Origin of the sequence: Salinisphaera sp. PC39 (assembly GCF_040361335.1) — a bacterium.
Classification (GTDB): domain Bacteria; phylum Pseudomonadota; class Gammaproteobacteria; order Nevskiales; family Salinisphaeraceae; genus APNM01.
On sequence record NZ_APNM01000001.1, the window covers coordinates 477,399 to 500,037 of the forward strand.

The window sequence follows — 22,639 nt, forward strand, 5'->3', positions numbered from 1 at the left end:
CGTTATTGCTGGTGTTTCCTGTCCATGGACTACGCCCCGTCGCTAGCCGTGTCAATGTCGATACGGTGTGCTGCCATGTGCCCCCATGTAGTCCCGCTGCGCGCGCAGGGTCGTCGATTGGTATCGGCGGCATGCCCTCTTGCCCGAGAAAATACTTTTCTGAACAGACGCTTATATTTTTCTTCGCTGCTTTTGGCCAATAGACGCTTGCAATCGAGAAACAAATCTTTTAAGACTGAATGTGTTCCCGTCGGGCTGTAGCAATGCTGACGGTCGCCGGGCGATGCCGGCTAAGCAAGCTTCGGGAAAGAGCGAGTATCGAAAACGGCATCGCGAGAACAGTAACCGCTTTTCGCGAGACAGGTGGAGATCATGGAAGATACCGAACGCCAGGGAGGGCGTGTCCACGCCCCATTTGTGGCCGTACTAGCGGCCGGTCTTGTCCTCAACGCCCCGATCGCCGGTGCAGTCGATTTTCGCCTGAGCGACGACGACCTCGGCTGGGGCAATTGGGGCGATATCAGTTTCACTTGGAATACGCGTCTGACCGCGGGCGTACAGGTGCGCACCGAACACCGCGACTACCGGTTGATCGACAAGCAGAATAATCCAGAAAATCAGAATCTTTTGGTCGAGGGGGAAGTTAATTCCGTCATTTACGATCAACTGTATCGGAATTTTTCCGCTATCTTGCCGCCTCCAGTGGCGCGCCAGCAAGCGCTGAGCATCATCCAGAGCGGCAATCCCACCAATCCGTTGCCCGGAGAAAGTTTTTCCGGTCGGTTCGATTTGTGCGAGATCGCGTTGCCGGAATGGTATTCCTGGGGTACGGCCGCAGGCGGCGCGGAAACGGACTGTTTTTCCACGGTGGGTGATCCGCGCAAGAGCATGCGCCTGATCAATGCGCCTGGTGCCTATAATATCAATGGCGATGATGGTAATTTAAATTACGACCGTGGCGACATTACCTACGCCAACTTTCAGGTTCGTTCGGAATTGACGGCCCATTGGCGGGATTTGACCGTCAAGGTCAGCGGTATCGGCTATTACGACCCGGTCAACAACGATTTCGATACCCACCTCGCGGACCGTGAGCTCATGAAGGAGTATTACGGTCGCAGTTATAACGCGAGACTCATTAATCAAGATATCGCAAGCTCGAATCCGGTTGGCCTAATAGACGCTGACCTGAGGCCGCTTGGCGATACTGCGACCATCGATCACACGGGCTTCACTCAGCGTCAGGATGACGAGGAGGATCGACTGGGTGAGCAGTTGCGCCTTCTGGAAGCCTACGTCGCCTACAATTTCGATGTGGCCGGTCGCAAGTTGAGAGTCGGTATCGGTGATCAGCGGATGCGTTGGGGCGAGAGCACCTTCATGATTTTCAATAACCTGGCCCGCATCAATCCGCCATCCGCCGAATTGTACGATAGGCCGGGCACCGAGGTTCGTGATGCCTTCATTCCGGTCGGTATGGTTACGGCCTCGATGAACGTGACCACGAATTTCAATGTCGAGGCTTTCTATCAGTATGACTGGGAGCCCGTCGAGCCATCCGTGTGCGGCAGTTTTCTCTCGGTGAGCGATGTTGCGGGATGTGGCGAAGGGCCCACTCCCATATACCTGGCATCGGGCAATGCTCCCGAAGCACCTAATGCCGGTCTGGGCAATAACCCAGGGCAATTCGGCGACTTCGAGAATTCAGATTTCCGTCTCGGCGGCTTCAGCGGTACCCAGACCAATTCAAGCCGCACGATCTATCTTGAGGACGAGTCGTATGGCTATCCCGATGATGGGGGGCAGTATGGTTTGCGGCTCGACTATTATGCAGATTGGCTAAATGGCGGGACGGAGGTCAGCATGTACGGCATGAATATTCATAGTCGGCTGCCCTTTTTTAGTGTGCTAGCTGCCGCCTGCGATATTGGTGGGTCAAGTAGTCAGCCACTTTGTCCGTTCAATAACGGTGATTCGACATACGATAAGTACTATCGCGCTGACTCATTACGGGGATTTCTGGATTATCCCGAAGATATAAAAGTCTTCGGGTTTAGCGGCACCACGAATGTGGGTGATTGGTCCCTAGCTGGCGAGGTGGCTTACAGCCCCAATCAGCCGGCTCAGGTTTCCCAGGTGGATGTGGTCTATGCCGGCCTGCAACCCGCTTTTTTCGATAATGTGAGCGATAACGGTACCGGCCCTTATGGCGATAACATGGACCAGATTCAGGGGACGCAACTGGATGGGACGGTAGGTGCAACACTCTCTGGTCTGCGTCAAAGCCCGACAACGCGGATATCCATACCCGACTACCTGATGTCGCGATATCGCTGCGACATTGATAACGCCAACTTCGACAGTGATCCAGAGAGTTCCGCCTGGGAGAACGAGTTGGCCTGCAGCCAAGCTGTTCAATCGGGTCAGTATATCCGCGGGTATGAACGGTTGAAGGTCGGGCAGATTAGCCTGACCGGGATCCGGGTGCTGGGCAGCAGTAATCCGATCAATGCCGATCAGATCATCTTCGTCGGCGAGGTGGCTGCGACCAAGGTTTTCGACATGCCGGGCATCGATGAGCTCCAGTTCCAAGGCTCTAGTGCCAGCCTGACCCATTATAGCCAGGGACAGTCCGAGTGGAGTGCCGAGACCCACGGTCCATTCGTGGCACAGGCGGGCGGTATCGATATGAATGGTGATGGCGATACCACCGATCCGGGGGACGTCACTTGGCAGGCGGATGAGCCCATTGTCGATGCGAGCGGCAACTTGCGGCCGAAGTTTCAGGATGCCTTCGGGGATATCAGGGAAGTCTGTGATAACGACGCGCGCAATGGTGTCGATCCGGACACGGGTGGTTGTTATCGGAAGCTGGGGCCGACGGACCGGATCAATCCGGAAAGGGCGGATGAAGATCAGTTCGCCGATGACTTTGCCATGGGTTATCGCATGCGGTTGACGGCGGACTACAACAACGGCCCGTTCGGCTGGAAGTGGACCCCGGGCTTCACCTTCTATCACGACGTCTACGGTAACTCGATCTATCCGGGACAGGATTTCGTGGAAGACCGCAAGCGCCTGACCCTGCACACGAACATTCTGTTCACCAACAATTTCAGCGGCAATTTCCAGTACCGCTTCTATTGGGGCGCTGGTCAACGAAATCTCCGGATTGATCGCGACTATGCGGAGCTCTCTCTCTCCTACGCCTTCTAGGCGACATTAGAAGGCGCCCCCTACGCGACCGCCTCTTTCTTCTCCTCCGGGCGGTCGCGTTTTTTTGCGTTCGGGGCATGAGCCCGGCCACATCAAGTGGCCGGGCTCTTTTTCATTTGGTTCGCTTGTCTATACTGCATGCGTGTTCGTATCCGGGAATGCCTGTGAGTACCAGCAGATCGCCGTCCGATAGTGAGTGGATGAGCCGGGCGCTGGACTTGGCCGCACGTGCCGAGTCCGAGGGCGAGGTGCCGGTCGGGGCATTGCTCGTCCGAGACGGTGAGCTTGTCGCGGAAGGCTGGAACCGGCCGATCGGCTCACACGACGCGACGGGCCACGCCGAGATTGAGGTGTTGCGTGAGGCTGGGCGCAAGCTCGGCAATTATCGTCTGCCGGGCACGACCCTGTATGTGACGTTGGAGCCCTGCGTGATGTGCGCCGGGGCGATCGTGCATGCTCGGGTCGAGCGTCTCGTATACGGGGCCGCGGATCCGCGTACCGGCGCGGTCGTGTCGGTTTTCAATGTGCTGGACGAGGCAAGCCTGAATCACCGCGTGCGGTACGAGGGCGGGGTGCTGGCCGAGGAGAGTGCCGAGTTGCTGCGGCGGTTCTTTCGGGCACGGCGCAATTAAGGGGACGGTATACTTAATTCATCAAATTAAGTATACCGTCCCCTTAATTGGCGTGGAACGCAGACATTTTTCGGGTGTCACAAAGAAGACGGGGAGCCAAGCGGCTCCCCGACGGTACCAAATGTGGTCAGTATTCTGGCGGAGCATGCCAGGCTGCCTACCACGTCCCTGTTTCCACCTCCTTGTCGCGTGATGCGCGCTGTCCTTGCAGGTGCCGTCCCTGAGCCTTCGGTTGCCTGTGATTCTCCGCTTTCTTTCGCACCACCGTTTCCGTGGCGATCAGGGCGTTTCAATCCTTGAGGCGCCCGATGACCGCGCCAATCAGGAAACGGTAATTTCCCTTATACATTAAATGCGCGTCATGAGGAAATAGGAATTTTCTTATGTGTCATGTGGGCAGAATGCTGTGTGGTCGCTAGCTTGTTCCGTTTGACGCAGCTGTGTCGGGATCAGTGTTGCTGCTATTGGCTTGGCGTTCGATTTTGTCGCGCAGGGCTCGGAGTTCAGGTAAACGCGATGGGGTCATAAATGGCCGGTGACGATCCATTTCTACGGCTTGCTCTAGTGTGGCGAGACTCTCCTCATAAAGTCCCGCGGACGCCAGGATTACCGCACGTCGCAATGCGACCGATACGGTCGCTTGGTAATGGAAGGCGCGTTCGAGGAGGCGCACGGTCGGATCGAGTCTCTTCCGGGCGGTGGTAACCTCGGCGTGCAGGAACAAGATCTTGGCGGCGACCCGTTTCCTGAGGCCGAAATCCGGCATGGCCTCCACGGCGGAGAAGAGTTCGTCCACTTCCTGAAGGGTTACATCGCACGTCTGGTCAGCGGCTAGGTGAGCGAGTCTGGTCAGGTTGGGCAGCAAGCCATCGGTTATCTTGGAATGATCAGCCTTGTCGAGAATATCGTCGACGGTATGGATGGGCTCCCTGCCGTATTCACAGCTGATTGTCATCATCTGTAGCGGCACCGCCAAGTCCTCGGGATGCTGTTTCTCGGCTTGTCGCAGCAGTTTCAATGCAGGGTCGGGACGTCCGGTGATTCCGAAGTGATACGCGAGTACGCGCTTGGCGCGGAGGGATTCGGGGTGTTCGACTTCCCATGTGCCCAGGAGGAGTTCGACATCACCCCAGATATGACTCGCCTGAGCGGTCTGGAATGCGAACAGTCCCGCCAGAAATACGGGTGCCGCAGCGAGGGCGCTTTTGCCGACGGCATCGCTCATGAGTTCCATGCCGATCACGAGATAGTAGGCGACAGCGAACAGCGGGCCGCACATCGGTAGGTAGTTACGGTGTTCGAAATAGAGTTCGAGCGGCAGGAACGTCGATTCCAGGGCGTGGCCCGCCAGGAACCAGAGTATGCCCAGGCTGAGCGGCGGCGCCTTTCTGCGCAGCAGGATGGCAGCGATCGACAGGATTAACAGAAAGAGTAGCGAAAGCGCTGTCGACGATGGAGAAAGCAGTCCCGTCGACAACGTGATGTCGTCGTGGGTCAGGCCCATGCCCCAGGTGCGAGGGGCGAGTATCAATCCCAGGTATTCCGTGACGACGCGGCCCTCGGTCATGAGGCGTTCGGCCAAGTCGAAGTCGCGAGCGGCGTAGCCGTCCGTCAGTTGCTGCCAGTTCAAGACGAAGTAGGCGCCGATCAGCAACAGAGGGACGGTAACGTAGGCGTGAACGCTTAGGGTGCCGGCGCGCGATCGCGGCCTGGCGAACACCGTCAGTTCGAGCACGGCAAAGAACAGGAATATCAGGGCGCCGTTTTCCTTGCTGAGTGCCGCGAGAAGGCCGGCCGGGAACACGGCCAGCGTCATCAGGGTCAGCGCACGCCTGGGATTTGCATCCAACCGGGCGCGGCCGGCGCTGTATAGCAGGAGTCCAAGGACCACGAACAATGTGGATAGCTGGGTCATGCGCTGAACGATGTACAGCGTCGTGGAGACGTTGAGAGGGTGCAGCAGCCAGAGTGATGCGGTGATCAACGCGACGAGACGCGCGATCGCCTGCGATCCGGCTAGGTAGCGGGACAGCCGCAGGAACAGCAGAAAGATGAGTAGGCCGTTCAGCAGGTGAAGCAGCAGATTGGTTTGCTTGAAATCCCGTGGCGGTGCCGGCCAGTACTGAGCGTCGATCAGGAAGGCGGCCATCGAGACGGGGCGTCCCGTGGGGCCGGAGCCGTTGCCGAAGACGAAGTGTCGGAAAGTGGTGATATCGGTGACGCCCCCGAATGCACCGATGGGTTCGAGATTGTTGGCGTCATCGAGCACATAGGGGCCCGATAATCCGTCCTCGTATACCAGAAAGGTGAGCGCCAGCACGCCCGCGAGCAGCAGCATCACCCCGTAATCTGAGATTGCTCTGGCCATGGGTGGTTATCGTCCGGCTGATAAAAAAATGCCTCCCCCGGAGGGGAGGCATTTCTCGGGGATCGTATCCCGTATTAGCGGCAGTTGGCAGGCAGGTACTTGTCCTCCAGGGTGCCGCTGTCGCAGGTCCACTGGACGCCATTGTTGCTGCCCACGCCCTCGAATACGAGGGTCTTGGTGTCGGCGCTGCCGCCCAGATTCTCGAGCGTGTAGGTCAGGGTCACGCTGGTGGAGGTCTGGTTGTACGCGATGCTGTTCACGTACGTGCTCTGGTCGGCGCTGGTGTTGATGCCAGCCTCGCCCGTGTCCGCCGGCATGTCACCGGTGGAGATGTAGTACTCCGAGACGGAGGTCTTGTCCTTGGCGGCCAGGCCCATCACCTCGGAGACCTTGGCGCGAATCGTGTAGTCCTGATAGGCCGGGATTGCGATCGCGGCCAGGATGCCGATGATGGCGACCACGATCATCAGCTCGATGAGCGTGAAGCCTTGCTGTTTCTGCATCGTCATTATCAAACTCCTTGAGCGTTTGGTAACCGTTCGGTCCGGCTTGTCTCAGCCGGGGTCATGAATTGGAGCAAATGGTATGCCAAGGAGGCGGTCCTGTGAGGAAGGCCGTTTTGGCAGTGTTTTTAAGGTGCTGATTTTTCAGGTCGCGCGTCACATTGTGACGCATTGCGTCACAATGTGACGCTTGTTGTCAGCGGTCTGCGTCAGGTGGGCCATCTTGCTTTGCCGCTAGGGGGGATGCTTCCGGCGGTGATGAAGTGTCGCGCCCCCTCACCCCGGCCCTCTCCCCCGGCTCGGGGGAGAGGGGGAAGGTGGTGGCAGTGTGATCCTCTCTCCGGCTTACAAGGGAGGGGAAGGTGGTGGCCGTGTGAGCCACCAGCAAATCGAAAAGGTCAGGTGTCGAATTCATCGAAACAGATTTCATTCGATGCCCAGCTTCTTGAGGCGGTAGCGCAGGGCCCGGAAGCTGATGCCCAGGTGACGGGCGGCCTTGGGATCAAATAGCTTTCGAAGCTGGCCGGTTGCGGCCAAAATAGCTATAATAGGCACATTGTCCTGCGTGCAGTTGGAGTTTTGAGATGCGGAAGATGACGGCCCTGGAAGCCAAGAATCGATTCGGCCAGCTTATCGAGTCCGCTCAGCGGCAGCCGGTTACAGTAACGAAACAGGGGCGCGACAGCGTGGTGGTGATGTCCATGGCCGATTACGAGCGGCGAAAGAATCACGCTTGGCGGAATGTGCTCAAGAGCATGGAAGATACGTCGCGTTATGCGGCGGCCCAAGGATTGACCGAGGAGCGGCTCGACCAGTTGCTGGCCGATGAGAGTTGACCGGTACGTTGTCGATACCAACGTTCTGATCAGTGCCCTGCTGATTGATTCGAGCACGCCCGGGCAGCTTGTTCGGACGTTGGCGTCCGGAGGCGCTACGCTGCTGTTCTCCAGCGAGACGTTCGCGGAACTAGCGATACGCTTGTCTAAGCCCAAATTCGATCCCTACCGAACGGCCTCCCAGCGCGATGCCTATCTCGATTGGCTCGTCGAGTTGGGTGAGTGGGTTGAACCGTCTTTCGATGTCGATGCCTGTCGGGATGCCGATGACAACAAGTTTCTTGCCTTGGCTCTGTCCGCCGAGGCGGATTGCATCATCACGGGAGATGGCGATCTCCTGGATTTGCATCCTTTCGAGGGCGTATCGATTCTGACGCCCGCGGATGCGCTAGCGAGTCTGTAGGGGGGGGGCAGGCAGAGCGAACGCGGTTCCGCGTCTGCTGGGTGATTACTCGATGCCCAGTTTCTTGAGCCGGTAGCGCAGGGCCCGGAAGCTGATGCCTAGGTGCCGGGCGGCCTTGGTCTTGTTGTAGCGGGTGGTTTCCAGGGCCTCGATGATGCTCTGGCGCTCGATTTCTTCGAGGCGGTTCTCCAGCGGGGCGCCGTTGTCCGGTTGCGGCGGCGCCGGGGTCTGGCCGTTGGCCTCGGCGGTGGCGGCGGCCAGGGGGGATTCCAGGCGCAGGTAGTCGGGGGTGATCTCGGGGCTCTCGCAGAGGGTGACGGCGCGTTCCAGGATGTTCTCCAGCTCGCGGACGTTGCCGGGGAAGTGGTAGCCGTTGAGGGCGGCCAGGGCGGCGTCGGTGAGACGCGGTTGCTCTTCCAGGTCCAGCTTGCGGGTGAGCCCTTCCAGGATGTAGTCGGCGAGGGTGGGGATGTCGGCGGCGCGCTCGCGCAGCGGCGGCACCCGCAGCTCGATGACGTTGAGCCGGTAGTACAGGTCCTCGCGGAAGCGGCCGCGGGCGACTTCCTCGGCCAGCGATTTGTGGGTGGCGCAGATGATGCGGGTGTCCACCTGGATTTCCTGTTCCGAGCCGACGGGCCGGACGGCGCGTTCCTGCAGGGCCCGCAGGAGCTTGACCTGCATTTGCAGCGGCAGCTCGGCGATCTCGTCCAGGAACAGGGTGCCGCCGTCGGCGGCCGCGAACAGGCCGCTCTTGTCGCGGCTGGCGCCGGTGAAGGCGCCCTTCACGTGGCCGAAGAACTCGCTTTCCATCAGTTCCTCGGGGATGGCGCCGCAGTTGACCGGCACGAAGGACATGTTCGCGCGTGGCCCCTGGGTGTGGATGGTGCGGGCGACCAGCTCCTTGCCGGTGCCGGATTCGCCGCTGACGTAGATGGGGGCCTGGCTGCGGGCGAGCTTGGCGATGGTGGCGCGCAGGGCGCGCATGGCGTCGGTGTCGCCGAGCAGGCGCGTGGCCTTGGGCGCGGCGCGGTCGGGGTCCTTGCGCGGGCCGTCGCGGTCGAGCTTGAGGGCCTGGTCGACCAGGCGGCGCAGGACATTGACGTCCAGCGGTTTCGAGACGAAGTCGAAGGCACCGGCCTTGAGGCTCTCCACGGCCGCCTCGGTGTTGCCGTAGGCGGTGATCACCGCGACCGGACACCCCGGGTGTTCGGCGTCGATGTGGCGGACCAGGTCGATGCCGTTGCCGTCGGGTAGGCGCATGTCGGTCAGGCAGAGATCGTAGGTCTGCCGGTCGAGGCAGGCACGGGCCTCGGCCAGGGTGCCGACGGCCTCGGTCGTCAGGCCCATGCGGGTCAGGGTGATCTCCACCAGCTCGCGGATGTCGGCCTCGTCGTCGACGATCAGCGCGCGGTGGGTGTGATTGTCGGGCGTGTTATCGCTCATCCGGATGCGGCGAAGTGGGGGCTGGGCCGGTCGGCGTCGTCGGCGCCCCGGTGCCATTCCTCGGGCCGTGCGAAGGTTATCCGGAAACGGGCGCCCTCGTCTGCCCCCGTCTTGTTCCTTGGCAGTAGGGCGATGCGCGCAAGGTTGCATTCGCATAGCTCGCCGGCGATGTAGAGGCCCAGCCCGGTACCGTCGCTGGCGGTGGTGAAGAAGGGCTCCATCAGGTGCGCGGCGGTCTTGTCGTCCACGCCCGGCCCGTTGTCGCTGATATCCAGGTAGGGCTCGCCGTCGTTGCCGTGGCCGGCGGTCAATCGGACCGTCAGCTCGCGGTCCGGCAGCCGGGCATGGCGTTCGGCGTTTTCCCAGAGGTTGTGCAGGACCTGGCGCAGGTGGCTGGCGTCGACCTGAACCAGGACATCGTCGGGCACGCCCGATAGGTCGAAACGCGGCGCTTGCGGATGGCCGTGCCGGTAGTCGGCCACCGCCTGCGGCAGCCACTCCGCCAGGCACAGCAGGGTGGGCAGGGCCTGGCCGCGGCGCGACAGGCCGAGCACGCTCTGGACCACGTCGTCGATGCGGCGGGCGTGCCGGTGCTGGATGCCCAGCAGCTTGCGTTCCTGCTCGCCCAGGCGATCGGATTCGTCCAGGAGCTGGCCCGCGTGGCTGATCGCCGACAGCGGATTGCGGATCTCGTGGGCGATGCTCGCGGTGAGCCGGCCCAGGGCCGCCAGCTTCATCTGCTGGGCCTGCTCGCTGATGCGCCGGGCGTCCTCCAGGAAGATCAGCACCGGGGCGTCCATGCCGTGCCCCAGGCGGTTGAAGCGCGGCAGCAGCGCCCGCTGGCCGATGCTGAACGGTTCCGAGGAGAGGCTGGGCGAGACCTGCCAGGCGTCGAGGGTCCAGGCCAGGGCCGGCGCGGTGGCCGCCAGGCGCTGGCCGGTGGGGTCCTGCGCGAGGCCCAGCATCTTGCGCGCCGCGCGGTTGCACAGGCGCACGCGACGGTCCTCGTCGACCAGCACCAGGCCGATGGCCATCTGCTGGATGATGCGGTCGTTGAGCTCGGCCAGATCATCTAGAGCGCTCTTGCGTTCCTCGGCCAGCGCCTGGCTGCGGCGGGCACGCATGGCCAGCGCGTTGGCCACCAGGGCGGAGATGAACAGCAGCACGCCCAGGATGCCGGCCTGGACGAATTCGCTGTCGCCGTTCGCGAAGCGCAGGGAGCCGTAGAATTCCTGCCCCAGCAGGCAGAGGCTGCCCACGGCCGCGAACAGGGCGGCCATGCGGCGCGGCACCAGCAGGCTGGCGCCCGCGATGGGGGCGATCAGCAGCATGCCCAGGCCGTCGGCGATGCCGCCGCTGGCCAGCACCAGCAGGGTGACGAAGCCGATATCGGTGCCGGCCAGCAGGTAGACCTGGGTCGAGAGGGCGGGCCGGCGCACATAGACCGCCAGCGCGGATGGCAGGCAGGTGACCAGATAGGCCACGCAGGCCAGGGTGAACAGCGCGGGCAGGCGCAGATCGAACAGCTCGTCGGTGAAGCCGCTCGCCAGTAGCGCGCACAGGCCCACCGCCACCATCCAGCGGTAGAGGTTCAGGGCGCGCGCGGCGCGCCAGTCGTCCTCGCCGCGCGGCAGGCCCGCCTCGCGCGACGCGCGTTCAGCCTTGGTTGCGCGCATGCGCCTCGCAGCAGTAATCCGCGTCGCCGCGTCGCACCGATTCGTCGGCGGGCAGGTGCACCCCGCACTCGCGGCAACGGACCATGCGCCGGTAGTCCTCGGATTGGCGCGGCGAGCGCGTTTGCGGGGCCAGCCACTTCTTCCAGGCCAGCCATCCCAGGAACGCGATCGCCGCGAGTATCAGCAGTCTCGCCATGGCGTTACGCCTGCAAGCGGTTTCGATTCATGGTATTAACTGTAACGCACCCGGGGCTTCCAGGCGCGATTCTCAGACCGCAGTACCGAGCGTTCTACTGACCGTACGTTCGATTGTCCTGTCGGTCCCGCCGCTTGTCCCCACCCGGGCGATTCGACAAAATGCGTGCGCCGCGCCGAGCATGCGGCCATCCAGGAACGTGCGGAAACGACTGTCATGAATATCCACGAATACCAGGCGAAAGAGATTTTCGGGCGCTACGGCGTACCCGCCGGCGAGGGCCGCGTGGCGGCCAGTGTCGACGAGGCCGTGGCGGCGGCCGAGGCGCTCGGCGGCGACCGCTGGGTGGTCAAGGCCCAGGTGCACGCCGGCGGCCGCGGCAAGGCCGGCGGCGTGAAGCTGGTCAACGGCCTGGACGAGCTCAAGAGCGCCGCCGGCGACCTGCTGGGCGGCACGCTCAAGACGCACCAGACCGGCGACACCGGACTGCCGATCAACAGCGTCTACGTCGAGAAGCCCGCGGCCATCGCCCGCGAGCTTTACCTCAGCGTGCTGATCGACCGTGCCTCGCAGCGCGTCGTGTTCATGGCCTCGCCGGACGGCGGCATGGATATCGAGGCGGTGGCCGAGGAGACGCCGGAGCGCATCCTGCACGTGGCCGTGCACCCGGCCGCGGGCCTGCAGCCCTACCAGGGCCGGCGGCTCGGCTTCTTCCTGGGCCTGGACAAGAAGCAGGTCGGCCAGTTCGTGAAGCTGCTGGGCGGTCTCTACCGCATCTTCACCGAACTCGACACCAGCCTGGTCGAGATCAATCCGCTGATCGTCACCGAGGACGGCGACCTGGTCGCCTTGGACGCCAAGTTCAACCTCGACGACAACGCCCTCTACCGCCACGAGGACCTCGCCGCCCTGCGCGACCGCACGCAGGAGGACGAACGCGAGGCCGAGGCCGCCGAGCACGACCTGTCCTACATCACCCTGGACGGCGACATCGGCTGCATGGTCAACGGCGCCGGCCTGGCCATGGGCACCATGGACCTGGTCAAGCTGCACGGCGGCAATCCCGCCAACTTCCTGGACGTGGGCGGCGCGGCGACCGCCGAGCGCGTGACCGAAGCCTTCAAGCTGATCCTCGCCGGCGGCCACGTGAAGGCCGTGCTGGTGAACATCTTCGGCGGCATCGTGCGCTGTGACCTGATCGCCGAGGGCATCATCAAGGCGGTGAACGAGGTCGGCGTCAGCGTGCCGGTGGTCGTGCGGCTGGAAGGCACCAACGCCGAGCAGGGCCGCAAGATGTTGCAGGACTCGGACTTCGAGTTGATCCCCGCCGAGAACCTGACCGACGCGGCCGAGAAGGTCGTCGCCGCGGCGAAGGGGGCGTGAATTCGTGCCAACCACAGAGGCACAGAGGACACAGAGTGATTAAGGTTTAAAGTCGGACCGCATGGCAGACATGCCGTGCGTCCGGGGCGATTCCAGGGATGGGGGTCGTGATTACGGATGGATTCCGAGACAATTTGCAATCGAATTTCGGCGCAGGCAATCAAGGCGGCTGTTGAGGTTCATCGGCTTTTAGGCCCGGGTCTTCTGGAGTCGCTTTATGAGGAAGCCCTGGCGCAAGAGCTGGCGATAAGCAACTTGCGCTTTGAACGACAGAAGTCGTTCCCGGTGACCTATAAAGGGCATCGGCTGGGCGCCGAATATCGAGTCGATTTCGTCGTGGAAAGACGAGTCGTCTTGGAGTTGAAATCGGTCAGTCGGCTGGAGTCCATACATGAAGCTCAGCTACTGACTTATCTGAGGTTGTCGGGACTGTGGTTAGGTTTGCTGATCAACTTCAACGAACATCTCTTGACGCGAGGTGTAAAGCGCGTGGTTCACGGGTTTCCGGACCCGGCATGAACTCTGTGCCCTCTGTGTCTCTGTGGTTAATCTTTTAGGAACATCCGGATGAGCATTCTCGTCGACAAGAACACCAAGGTCATCGTCCAGGGCTTCACCGGCAAGCAGGGCAGTTTCCACTCCGAGCAGTGCCTGGAGTACGGCACCCAGATCGTCGGCGGCGTGACGCCGGGTCGGGGCGGTGAGAGCCACCTGGGCAAGCCGGTGTTCAACACCTGCCACGACGCGGTCGCCGAGACCGGCGCCGACGCCAGCATGATCTATGTGCCCGCCCCCTTTGCCGCGGACGCGGTGCTGGAGGCGGCGGACGCCGGCATCAAGGTCATCGTCTGCATCACCGAGCACATCCCGGTGCTGGACATGCTCCGGGTCAAGGCCGCGCTCGCCGGCACCGACACCGTGCTCATCGGTCCCAACTGCCCGGGCGTGATCACGCCGGGCGAGTGCAAGATCGGCATCATGCCGGGCCAGATCCATCAGCCGGGCCGCATCGGCATCGTCTCGCGCTCCGGCACGCTGACCTACGAGGCGGTCTACCAGACCACCCAGAACGGCCTCGGCCAATCCACCTGCGTGGGCATCGGCGGCGATCCCATCCAGGGACTGGGCTTCATCGACTGCCTGCAGCGCTTCCAGGCCGACGACGCCACCGACGGCGTGGTGATGGTCGGCGAGATCGGCGGCAGCGCCGAGGAAGAGGCCGCCGAGTACATCAAGGCCGAGATGAACAAGCCGGTGGTCGCCTATATCGCCGGCGTCACCGCGCCGCCCGGCAAGCGCATGGGCCACGCCGGCGCCATCATCAGCGGCGGCAAGGGCACGGCGGACGACAAGTTCGCGGCCCTGGAGTCGGCCGGCGTCGCCACCGTGCGCTCCCCGGCCGACATCGGCACGCGCATGCAGGAATTGCTCGGCTAGTGCGACACCAGGGCGAGTGTCCGTCGTGAACGCGCCCCTCACCGTCGCCATGGCCCAGCTCAACCTCTGGGTCGGGGACATCGACGGCAACGTCGACAAGATCATCGAGGCCGCGGGCATCGCCCGCGACCACCACGGCGCCGACCTGGTCGTCTTCCCCGAGATGGCGATCCTCGGCTATCCCCCCGACGATCTCCTGCTACGCCGCGGTCTGCCGGCGGCGGTGGGCATCGGCCTGGAGCGCATCCGCGAGACCGTGGACGGTATCGCCGTGGTGGTCGGCTACCCCGAGTACGTGGGCCCGGACATCTACAACGCCGCCGCCGTGTTCCGCGACGGCGAGCGCATCGGCGGCTACCGCAAGCAATGCCTGCCCAACTACGGCGTGTTCGACGAACGCCGTCACTACCGGCCCGGTGATCGACCCTGCGTGATCGAGGTGGCTGGCACCCGCGTCGGCGTGACTATTTGCGAGGACATCTGGGAGCCGGGCCCCGCCCGGCAGGCCGCCGACGCCGGCGCGCGGGTGCTGGTCAACCTGAATGCCTCGCCCTATCACCTCGGCAAGCGTGCCGAGCGTGAAAAGGTGCTCGGCGCCCGCGCCCGCGACAACCAACTGCCCATCGTCTACGTCAACTGCGTCGGCGGCCAGGACGAGCTGGTGTTCGACGGTCGTTCCATGGTCCACGACGCCGCCGGCGGGCTGGCCGCCTGTGCCCCGGCCTTCCGCGAGGGCGTGTTCCCGGTGCGCTTCGAAAACGGCCGTCCCGTCGGCGGCGAGATCGCCGACACCACGGCCGACGAGGCACTGACCTACGAGGCCGTGGTCCAGGCCACCCGCGACTATGTCGACCGCAACGGTTTCGCCGGCGCCCTGGTCGGGCTCTCCGGCGGCATCGACTCCGCGCTCACCCTGGCGGTCGCGGTGGACGCCCTGGGCGCCGACCGTGTCTGGGGCGTGGGCATGCCCTCGCGCTATACCGCGGCCATCAGCAACGAGGAAGCCGCGGCCCAGGCGGAGTTGCTCGGCGTGCGCTACGACGAGCTGCCGATCGAGCCCATGTTCGAACGCTACCTGGACACGCTCGGCGACCTGTTCGCCGGCCGGGAGCCCGACGCCACGGAGGAGAACCTGCAGTCGCGCATCCGCGGCGCGCTGCTCATGGCACTGTCCAACAAGTTCCACCACCTGGTGCTGGCCACCGGCAACAAGAGCGAGATGGCGGTGGGCTACGCCACGCTCTACGGCGACATGTGCGGTGGTTTCGCGCCGCTCAAGGACGTCTACAAGAGCTGGGTCTACCGGCTGTCCGAGTACCGCAACACCGTGTCGCCGGCGATCCCGCGCCGGGTGATCGAGCGTCCGCCCTCGGCCGAGCTGCGCGCCGACCAGGCCGACACCGATACCCTGCCGCCCTACGACGAACTGGACCCGATCATCGAGGCCTACGTCGAGGACGGCCGTTCCATCGACGAGATCTGCGAGCTGGGCTACGGCGAGGAGACGGTGCGCAAGGTCGCCGGCCTGATCCGCCGCGCCGAGTACAAGCGCCGCCAGGCCGCGCCCGGACCCAAGGTCACGCGCCGCGCCTTCGGGCGCGACCGGCGCTATCCGATCACGGCGGTGTACGGGGACCTGTAGCCGCCGGACTAAATAAGGGGACGGTATACTTAATTCTTTAGAAATTAAGTATACCGTCCCCTTATTTCTCCCTTGCTTTTGGTTTGGGGCCGGGCTTGCGTCTCTGGAGCTTACGGCCGAGGCGGCGTTCGGCGTCCTTGATGAAGTCCTCCGTGCCCAGCGGGCGGCCGGTGCGCATGTGCCGCTCCAGATCCAGGGCAATGCGTTCGGGGAGGCGTTCGGCCAGGTAGCCGGCCCAGTCGTCGACCAGTTCCCGCGCTGACGCCGGGTCGACCAGGGGGTCGTCGCGGCCGGTCAGGTGTGCCCGCGCGCTGGACCAGGGCCAGTCCGCCGGGTCGGAGACCAGTCCACCCTGGACCGGGTTGAGTTCGACGTAGCGCATTGCCTGCAGCAGGTGAGATTCCTCCATCGGGAAGGAATGGAAGCGGCCCTGCCACAGGTGACCGGTCCAGTCTTCTCGCTGGTTCACGTGTTGGGTATAGCGTCGGTGCGCCTCGCTCACGCAGGCTCGAAGCCCGTCCTCGTCCTGTGGCACCAGGATCAGATGCACGTGGTTCGGCATCAGGCAGTAGGCGAGCACCTCGGTGCCGGCCTTGCGCGCGTACTGACCGACCCAGTGCAGGTACCTGGTGTAGTCCTCGTCGCGGAAGAAGACCGGCTCGCGCCGGTTGCCGCGCTGGGTCACGTGATGGGGAACGCCGGGCAGGACGACGCGGGCGAGACGGGGCATGAATACGGTCCAACTTCGATTCAGGTCCGTAGCCAGTATGCAAGATAAGGGGACGGTATACTTAATTGCTAGTGAATTAAGTATACCGTCCCCTTATCCGCTTTTCGCCCGTCAGCGCGACTCGCGCAGCGAGACCTGTTCTTCTTCTTTTTCGTTCTCCGACCGCTCGCCGTCGGCCGGTCCGCTCTCCGCGTTGTCGGCGGGCGTGGCGTCCATCGGCGGCAGCTCGTAGCGGGGCTCCAGGCCGGCGCGCTGCCGGTAGAACTCCTCGCGGTGCAGCAGGTAGTTGGGGTAGGAGACCTGCAGGATGTTGCGGGTGTCCTGCGCCAGCTCTTCCAGGCCGAGCTTGCGGTAGGCGTGCTCCATGATCTCCAGCGCCCGCGGCACCGAGTCCGAGCCCTGGTAGCGCTGGATGATGGCCTCCGCCCGGCGGCTGGCCGCCACCCAGGCGCGGCGGCGCAGGTAGTATTCGGCGATGATCAGGTCGTGCGCCGCCAGGCGGTGCTTGATCTCCACCATCCGTAGCTGCGCGTCCTTGTTGTACGGGCTGTCCGGGAAGTTCTGGATCAGCAGGTTGAAATCGGTGAAGGCCTGGCGCAGGTGGGTCGGATCGCGCTGGCGCTGGTCGCCGCCGACCAGACTGTTGCCGCGCAGGCGCTCGTAGTTGCTCAGCCCGCGCAGGTAGTACACGTAGTCGATATGCTGGTGCCGCGGGTGCTGCTTGACGAAGCGGTCCGCCGCGGCGATGGCGGCGTCGTACTCGAACGCCCGAAAGTGCGCGGTGATGCTCTCCAGCTCCGCCTGCGTGGCGTACTTGGTGAACGGGAAGCGTGACTGCGCCTCGCGGTACAGCTCCAGCGCCCGCGTCGGGTCGCCGGAGATCAGGAACCCCCGCGCGGTGTTGTAGACCGTCTCGGCCTCGGCCCGCTCCAGGGCCTGGCTGTCGCGGCCGAGGAGCTGGTCCTGGGCGATGCGCAGTTCCTGGCGGTTTTTGCCCTGGCCGCCGCCGCAGGCGGTGAGGACCAGGGTGCCGGCGACGAGCGCGACGGCGCGGATGGCGAACAATCGCATGCTAAATTGACGTCTTTCGGGCATTGAACCAACTCACGAGTATACCGGATGGTTTCCGCGTCACGTAATGCGGGTGATGGTGCCCGGGTCGAGACCTTCTCGATACCGGAGAGCTACCGCGGACAACGCTTGGACAAGGCGCTGGCCGATTTGTTGCCTGATTATTCGCGCAGCCGCCTCCAGGCCTGGCTGCGAGACGGGCTCATCCGGGTGGACGACGCGGTGCCCGCGCCCCGCACCACCGTGCGCGGCGGTGAGCGGGTCTCCGCCCGGCTGGCGCCCGAGCCGGCCGAGCCGGACGTGGCGCCGGAGCCCATCGCGCTGGACATCGTGCACGAGGACCCGGACCTGTTCGTGATCGACAAGCCGGCCGGGCTGGTGGTGCATCCCGGCGCCGGCAACGCCGGCGGCACCCTGCAGAACGCGCTCCTGCACCGTGACCCCGGCCTCGCCGCGGTGCCGCGCGCGGGCATCGTGCACCGCCTGGACAAGGACACCAGCGGCCTGTTGGTGATCGCGCGCACCCTGCGGGCGCACAAACGCCTGGTCGCGGCCCTGGCCGAGCGCGAGATCGAACGCGAGTACGAGGCCGTGGTCTATGGTGTGCTCACGGCCGGCGGCACGGTGGACGCGCCCATCGGCCGCCATCCGGTGGACCGCAAGCGCATGGACGTGCGCGAGGGCGCGCGCGAGGCCGTGACCCACTACCGCGTGCTGCGCCGGTTCCGGGCGCACACCCATGTCAAGCTCAAGCTGGAGTCCGGGCGCACCCACCAGATCCGGGTGCACATGCGCCACATCCGGCATCCGCTGGTGGGCGATCCCGTCTACGGCCGACGCCTCGCCATCCCCGTCGGGGCCGATGACTCCCTGGCGAACAGCCTGCGGGACTTTCGCCGCCAGGCCCTGCACGCCCGGCGGCTGGCCCTGGCCCACCCAGTCTCCGGCGAATGGCTGGAGTGGCGGGCACCGGCGCCGGACGACCTGGCGGCCCTGCTGGCGGCGTTGACGGACGACGCGCGGCGGCACGGGGGGGACTGAACCGTCGTGTCCGGGATCGAGCCGATCGGGTTCCTGCCCGCCGAATGGTCCGCGCCGCCCGGCGTGCACGCCGGCACCAGCACGCGTGCCGGAGGCGTGAGCGCGGGCGAGTACGCGAGCTTCAACCTGGGTGACCGCGCCGGCGACGACCCGGCGGCGGTCGCCGAGAACCGCCGGCGTCTGCGGGTCGGCCTCAACCTGGTCCATGAACCGCGCTGGCTGTACCAGGTGCATGGGACCCGCGTCGTACCGGCCACGCCCGGTCCAGAGCTGCCCGAGGCGGACGCCGCCGTGGCCGCCGCCCCCGGCGAGGTCTGCGCCGTGCTCACCGCCGATTGCCTGCCGGTCCTGCTCTGCGACGACGGCGGCACGCGAGTGGCCGCGGCCCACGGCGGCTGGCGCGGCCTGGCCGGCGGCATCCTCGCCGAGACGGTGGCCGCGATGACGGTGCCGCCGGCGACCGTCATGGCCTGGCTGGGCCCGGCCATCGGCCCGGCCGCCTTCGAGGTGGGCGACGAGGTGCGGGCCGCCTTCGTCGCGCGCGATCCGGACCATGCCGCCGCCTTCGCCCCCGGCGCGGCGCCCGGCAAGCACCAGGCGGACATCTATGCCCTGGCCCGGCGCGAACTGGCCCGGGCCGGCGTGGCGCGGGTCTACGGCGGGGGACGCTGCACCGTCACCGAGGCGGACACCTTCTATTCCTACCGCCGTCAGGGCGGCGAGTGCGGGCGCATGGCGAGTCTGATCTGGCGGGACTGACGAACTGGGATTCCCTTGCCGGGCCCGCCTTCAAGCGGGGCAGGCCGGCACGTTTCGCTCACAGGTTTGGTTGGCGGAGCAGGAAACCACAGAGGCGCACGGAGGCGCGCAGAGGGACATGACTGTCGTCCCGGCAGCCGCGGCAGCAATCAATGTGCCTTGATGCCCTCGAGTAACCCGAGCACGGCGATGTCCTCGTCCAGGTCGGGCCAGTGGATGCCGCGCCCGCCCGCCATGAGTTGGCAGTTGCCCCGACTCTCGGGATCGGCCTCCCGGAGGCGGGGGAACCAGGACAGGGGCGTGCTGATCGTGCGGCCGTCGGCCAGGACGACGACGAGTTCGTCTTCGGTGCAGTGTGCCGCCACTGCGATCACGGCTTTTTCAGATGCCAAAGAACTCATGCCACGCCCTCATGAGATGCGATTCGTATTTTGTCACGATGCGTCTGATCCGCGTCAATTCATGAGACGCAAAACCGACATTTCCCGCCAGTGAAACCGGACGGAGCCAGAACTTGGCCACGGCCTCGTCGCGCTGTATGTGGATGTGCGGAGGCTCCGCATTTTCGTTCGAATAGAAGAAAAGGCGATAGGGGCCTGATCTCAGAGCGGTTGGCATGACGTCGAGTCCTTGACGCTGAGTCCCACATCGATCCATCGATGGATTGCGCTTAGCCCGTAGGGCCTAATCTGCGTTAATCGGCGTGCATCCGCGGATTGCCTCGCAGCGGTAGCCGGCCGTCCCGTCCCGGCTACGACGCGCTGCGGATGAACCGCTCCAGGGTCCGGCGGCTCGGGGCCTTGCCGGTCTCCTCGTACAGGCCGTAGAGCGCCGCCGCCAACTCGGCCTTGCGTGCCGGCGGCAGTTGCCGGTCCATGTCTTCCAGGGCGGTTTCGACGGCCGTCAGCACCTCGGTCAGGCGCCGCGTGTCGGGTGGCCCGGCCGTGTTCCCGTCCGGACCGCGCGTTCGATAGGTGCCGCGCGTGTCGTGGGCCATGGCCGGTGCGGCGGCCGGGGGCGCCAGGTCTTCGCCGGTGAGCAGCCAGTGCGTGTCGATGCCGGCGCCGGCCAGTCGCCGCAGCGCTTCGCCGCCCGGGACCCGCTTGCCGCCCTCGTAGTCCCGGTAGGAGGGCAGGGGCATGTCCATGGCTTCGGCGAAGGCGCGCTGACTCTGGGAGCGTGCCTTGCGCGCCCGCTTCAAACGGGCGCCGATCGATTCGCGGTCGTTTCCCTGGTCCGTCATGGGGTCCTTCCGTCTGGGCTCGGGCCGACGATTGTATATGCTATCGCATATACTGTATGCTTGTACAAGTCAGGCAATAGCATCACCATGACTGGCGCGCCGGCGCGTGACGGGAGAGTGGTCGGGCCGGAGATATGTCGGTCGTGCAAGTATCGGAAATGGTTAAAAACAAAGTGTCGGAAACTTTTGATTTTTTCATATTGGGGCGATTCGGTTAACGAAAATCAATCCACTCGAAGAAAATTGAAAAATTTATCGCCATGAGCGGATATTCGAAGCATTTTCGGGTGACGGTGACGATTTTTATTCTAATAAAAAAGCAAGCGATAACAGTGAATTGTGTCGCATCCCGTTTGGGTGTGACGGATTCGGGCTTGTCGCATGGGTATCCAGTGTCTAGAGGTAGTGATAACCGCCCGCCGAGGTTGTCCGGACAGGTCGGGGCCGGCGGGCTGCCAACCCAGGAGCATGAGCCATGGAAGGCGCCAGACAACCGTCAGCGGTAGCAGTGATCCGGCAGCGGTGCCGTCGGGCGCCCGCCGTGCCGCTGGCCTCGCCGCCACCCGGCGTCCGCCGGCATGTGTCTCCCTGGGTCGGCCGGGGGGCGTCATGAATCGTCCCGCCTCGTCCCGGCACATGCGCCGGGGCCTGTCTCTGCCAAGGGGAGGGGCATCGATGCCGCGTCTGCCGCGTTTCGACGTTCCCGGATACGCACAACACGTCATCCAGCGCGGGAACGACCAGAAACAGGTCTTTTTCGGTCACGAGTACTACGAGGCCTACCTGGCCGCGTTGCGCGAGTCCGCCGGCCTCCACGGGGTCGCGGTGCACGCCTACGTGCTGATGCCGAACCATGTCCACCTGCTGGTCACGCCCCGGCGCAAGGGGGCCCTGTCACGGATGATGCAGGCACTGGGCCGGCGCTACGTGGGCTACGTGAACCGTCGCCGCGAACGCTCGGGCACCCTCTGGGAAGGCCGCTTCCGCTCCACCGTGATCGACGGCGGCGCCTACCTGCTGACCTGCCAGCGCTACATCGAGATGAACCCGGTGCGCGCGGGTCTCGTCCGGCTGGCGGGCAGCTATCCGTATTCCAGCTTCCGGCATTACGTGGTGGGCGAACCGGACGCCCTCCTCACGCCGCACCCGGTCTACCGCGCGCTGGGCGCCAACCCGGAGCAGCGGCGCGGCGCCTACCGGGCGCTGTTCGAGGCGCCGCTGGATACGGCGATCGTGGACGAGATCCGGCACGGCACCAACCACGGCTGGGCCGTGGGCCGGGAGTGTTTCAAGAAGGAGATCGAGGTGGTGGCCCGCCGGCGGGCGACGCCCAAGCCGCGCGGCGGCCGCCGCCCCGGCGCGGGCCGGCCCCGCAAGGGCCGCCACTCGGCGTGAGAGGACACCGGCGTACCCATAAGAAGAAAACCTCCTTAGTGATGCGCCCGCAAGGAAGCGGGAAGCTCGCCCGCGGCTCGGCCTCGTGCCCCCGCGGGTGCTTTGTGTCCGGGTAACGAAACCGTTCGAGCAGGAGGCTGATCATGCTGATCATCGCGAGGCAACTGGGCGAGACCATCCTCATCGGGGACGACATCCGCCTGTCATTGCTCAAGGTCAACGGCCGCTGGCGCGACACCCGCCGCGTCAAGCTCGGCATCGAGGCGCCCGCCGAGGTGCCGGTGCACCGCGAGGAAGTGCGCGAGCGCATCGACCGCGGGGAGCCGCCGCCGGAGCGGGACGACGAGTGATTGGTAGATTAACCACAGAGGCACAGAGGACACGGAGAGAAGCGCGTTTTAACCACAGAGACACAGAGGCACAGAGATGAAAGGACTTAAAAGCTTTGAAGCTTGCCGTCCCTGAATCTCTATGTCTTTTTTCGCTGTTGTTGCTCGTTAAAGGCACGAATAGGGGAGCAGTGAAACCCTGCCTTTAGACGGCGATTTTTTGATCCCTTCTCCCCTGAGGGGAGAAGGCCAGGATGAGGGGGGGCATGCCTTTCCCCTCACCCTGCCCCTCGTATGTTGCCAACGCCACGGCAATCAGGAGCATGAGAAGAGTTG

General features: G+C 64.4%; 23 protein-coding genes. 12 read left to right on the forward strand and 11 right to left on the reverse strand.

The window, feature by feature from the left end:
• Positions 1-372: 372 nt before the first annotated feature.
• Positions 373-3,216, forward strand: coding sequence for a DUF1302 domain-containing protein (locus tag PC39_RS02255; protein ID WP_353251734.1), 2,844 nt, complete (start codon positions 373-375; stop codon positions 3,214-3,216).
• A gap of 158 nt (positions 3,217-3,374) precedes the next feature.
• Positions 3,375-3,848: a tRNA adenosine(34) deaminase TadA gene (gene tadA, locus PC39_RS02260; RefSeq protein ID WP_353251735.1), complete on the forward strand. Its 474-nt coding sequence runs from the start codon at positions 3,375-3,377 to the stop codon at positions 3,846-3,848.
• A gap of 415 nt (positions 3,849-4,263) precedes the next feature.
• Here the strand turns inward: tadA and PC39_RS02265 are convergent, their stop codons facing one another.
• The 3 genes from PC39_RS02265 to PC39_RS02275 all read right to left on the reverse strand — a co-directional run bounded on the left by PC39_RS02265 (position 4,264) and on the right by PC39_RS02275 (position 7,256).
• Positions 4,264-6,216 carry a hypothetical protein gene (locus PC39_RS02265; protein WP_353251736.1) on the reverse strand — a complete coding sequence of 651 codons (1,953 nt, stop codon included), beginning with the start codon at positions 6,214-6,216 and terminating at the stop codon, positions 4,264-4,266.
• Positions 6,217-6,290: 74 nt separating this feature from the next.
• The gene (locus PC39_RS02270; RefSeq protein WP_353251737.1) at positions 6,291-6,725 is read right to left on the reverse strand and encodes a pilin; all 435 of its coding nucleotides are present in this window, start codon (positions 6,723-6,725) and stop codon (positions 6,291-6,293) included.
• A 420-nt stretch (positions 6,726-7,145) separates the two neighbouring features.
• Positions 7,146-7,256: a helix-turn-helix domain-containing protein gene (locus tag PC39_RS02275; protein ID WP_353251738.1), complete on the reverse strand. Its 111-nt coding sequence runs from the start codon at positions 7,254-7,256 to the stop codon at positions 7,146-7,148.
• A gap of 56 nt (positions 7,257-7,312) precedes the next feature.
• On the opposite strand from PC39_RS02275, the gene PC39_RS02280 reads away from it, so the two are divergent.
• A complete protein-coding gene (locus tag PC39_RS02280) occupies positions 7,313-7,555 on the forward strand; it encodes a type II toxin-antitoxin system Phd/YefM family antitoxin (protein WP_353251739.1) in 243 nt (80 codons plus the stop codon).
• The gene (locus PC39_RS02285) at positions 7,545-7,958 is read left to right on the forward strand and encodes a putative toxin-antitoxin system toxin component, PIN family (protein ID WP_353251740.1); all 414 of its coding nucleotides are present in this window, start codon (positions 7,545-7,547) and stop codon (positions 7,956-7,958) included. Before PC39_RS02280 ends, PC39_RS02285 begins: the two co-directional genes overlap by 11 nt.
• Before the next feature lie 45 nt (positions 7,959-8,003).
• On the opposite strand, the gene PC39_RS02290 is transcribed toward PC39_RS02285, so the two are convergent.
• From PC39_RS02290 to PC39_RS02300, 3 genes are read right to left on the reverse strand one after another with little or no spacing between them, the layout of a single operon-like run.
• Positions 8,004-9,401 (reverse strand): sigma-54-dependent transcriptional regulator, encoded by a 1,398-nt coding sequence (locus PC39_RS02290; RefSeq protein ID WP_353251741.1) that lies wholly within the window; start codon positions 9,399-9,401, stop codon positions 8,004-8,006.
• Complete coding sequence (locus PC39_RS02295) at positions 9,398-11,077, reverse strand: sensor histidine kinase (RefSeq protein ID WP_353251742.1); 1,680 nt, start codon at positions 11,075-11,077, stop codon at positions 9,398-9,400. Before PC39_RS02295 ends, PC39_RS02290 begins: the two co-directional genes overlap by 4 nt.
• Positions 11,058-11,273 carry a PP0621 family protein gene (locus PC39_RS02300; protein ID WP_353251743.1) on the reverse strand — a complete coding sequence of 72 codons (216 nt, stop codon included), beginning with the start codon at positions 11,271-11,273 and terminating at the stop codon, positions 11,058-11,060. Before PC39_RS02300 ends, PC39_RS02295 begins: the two co-directional genes overlap by 20 nt.
• A gap of 216 nt (positions 11,274-11,489) precedes the next feature.
• Here PC39_RS02300 and sucC point away from each other — a divergent pair, with 216 nt between their 5' ends.
• From sucC to PC39_RS02320, 4 genes are all read left to right on the forward strand, one after another.
• Positions 11,490-12,656: an ADP-forming succinate--CoA ligase subunit beta gene (gene sucC, locus PC39_RS02305; protein ID WP_353251744.1), complete on the forward strand. Its 1,167-nt coding sequence runs from the start codon at positions 11,490-11,492 to the stop codon at positions 12,654-12,656.
• 117 nt (positions 12,657-12,773) lie between these two features.
• A complete protein-coding gene (locus PC39_RS02310; protein WP_353251745.1) occupies positions 12,774-13,175 on the forward strand; it encodes a GxxExxY protein in 402 nt (133 codons plus the stop codon).
• A 48-nt stretch (positions 13,176-13,223) separates the two neighbouring features.
• Positions 13,224-14,093, forward strand: coding sequence for a succinate--CoA ligase subunit alpha (gene sucD / locus PC39_RS02315; RefSeq protein WP_353251746.1), 870 nt, complete (start codon positions 13,224-13,226; stop codon positions 14,091-14,093).
• A 25-nt stretch (positions 14,094-14,118) separates the two neighbouring features.
• A complete protein-coding gene (locus tag PC39_RS02320; protein ID WP_353251747.1) occupies positions 14,119-15,735 on the forward strand; it encodes an NAD+ synthase in 1,617 nt (538 codons plus the stop codon).
• A 61-nt stretch (positions 15,736-15,796) separates the two neighbouring features.
• Here the strand turns inward: PC39_RS02320 and PC39_RS02325 are convergent, their stop codons facing one another.
• Together PC39_RS02325 and PC39_RS02330 are read right to left on the reverse strand one after the other, a co-directional pair.
• Positions 15,797-16,465, reverse strand: a complete 669-nt coding sequence (locus PC39_RS02325; protein WP_353251748.1) for a transposase — start codon at positions 16,463-16,465, stop codon at positions 15,797-15,799.
• Between the two features lie 111 nt (positions 16,466-16,576).
• Positions 16,577-17,536, reverse strand: a complete 960-nt coding sequence (locus PC39_RS02330) for an outer membrane protein assembly factor BamD (RefSeq protein ID WP_353251749.1) — start codon at positions 17,534-17,536, stop codon at positions 16,577-16,579.
• A gap of 48 nt (positions 17,537-17,584) precedes the next feature.
• Between PC39_RS02330 and rluD the strand changes: the two genes are divergently transcribed.
• A complete protein-coding gene (gene rluD / locus PC39_RS02335; RefSeq protein WP_353251750.1) occupies positions 17,585-18,577 on the forward strand; it encodes a 23S rRNA pseudouridine(1911/1915/1917) synthase RluD in 993 nt (330 codons plus the stop codon).
• Between the two features lie 15 nt (positions 18,578-18,592).
• Positions 18,593-19,336 carry a peptidoglycan editing factor PgeF gene (gene pgeF, locus PC39_RS02340; protein WP_353251767.1) on the forward strand — a complete coding sequence of 248 codons (744 nt, stop codon included), beginning with the start codon at positions 18,593-18,595 and terminating at the stop codon, positions 19,334-19,336.
• Between the two features lie 149 nt (positions 19,337-19,485).
• On the opposite strand, the gene PC39_RS02345 is transcribed toward pgeF, so the two are convergent.
• From PC39_RS02345 to PC39_RS02355, 3 genes are all read right to left on the reverse strand, one after another.
• Positions 19,486-19,737, reverse strand: a complete 252-nt coding sequence (locus PC39_RS02345; RefSeq protein ID WP_353251751.1) for a DUF2442 domain-containing protein — start codon at positions 19,735-19,737, stop codon at positions 19,486-19,488.
• On the reverse strand, positions 19,718-19,993 hold the full coding sequence (locus tag PC39_RS02350; protein ID WP_502950834.1) for a DUF4160 domain-containing protein: 276 nt from the start codon (positions 19,991-19,993) through the stop codon (positions 19,718-19,720). Before PC39_RS02350 ends, PC39_RS02345 begins: the two co-directional genes overlap by 20 nt.
• Positions 19,994-20,087: 94 nt before the next feature.
• On the reverse strand, positions 20,088-20,579 hold the full coding sequence (locus tag PC39_RS02355; protein ID WP_353251753.1) for a helix-turn-helix domain-containing protein: 492 nt from the start codon (positions 20,577-20,579) through the stop codon (positions 20,088-20,090).
• A 675-nt stretch (positions 20,580-21,254) separates the two neighbouring features.
• Between PC39_RS02355 and PC39_RS02360 the strand changes: the two genes are divergently transcribed.
• On the forward strand, positions 21,255-21,974 hold the full coding sequence (locus PC39_RS02360; RefSeq protein ID WP_353251754.1) for a transposase: 720 nt from the start codon (positions 21,255-21,257) through the stop codon (positions 21,972-21,974).
• A gap of 143 nt (positions 21,975-22,117) precedes the next feature.
• On the forward strand, positions 22,118-22,324 hold the full coding sequence (locus PC39_RS02365; RefSeq protein WP_353251755.1) for a carbon storage regulator: 207 nt from the start codon (positions 22,118-22,120) through the stop codon (positions 22,322-22,324).
• Positions 22,325-22,639: the final 315 nt, after the last annotated feature.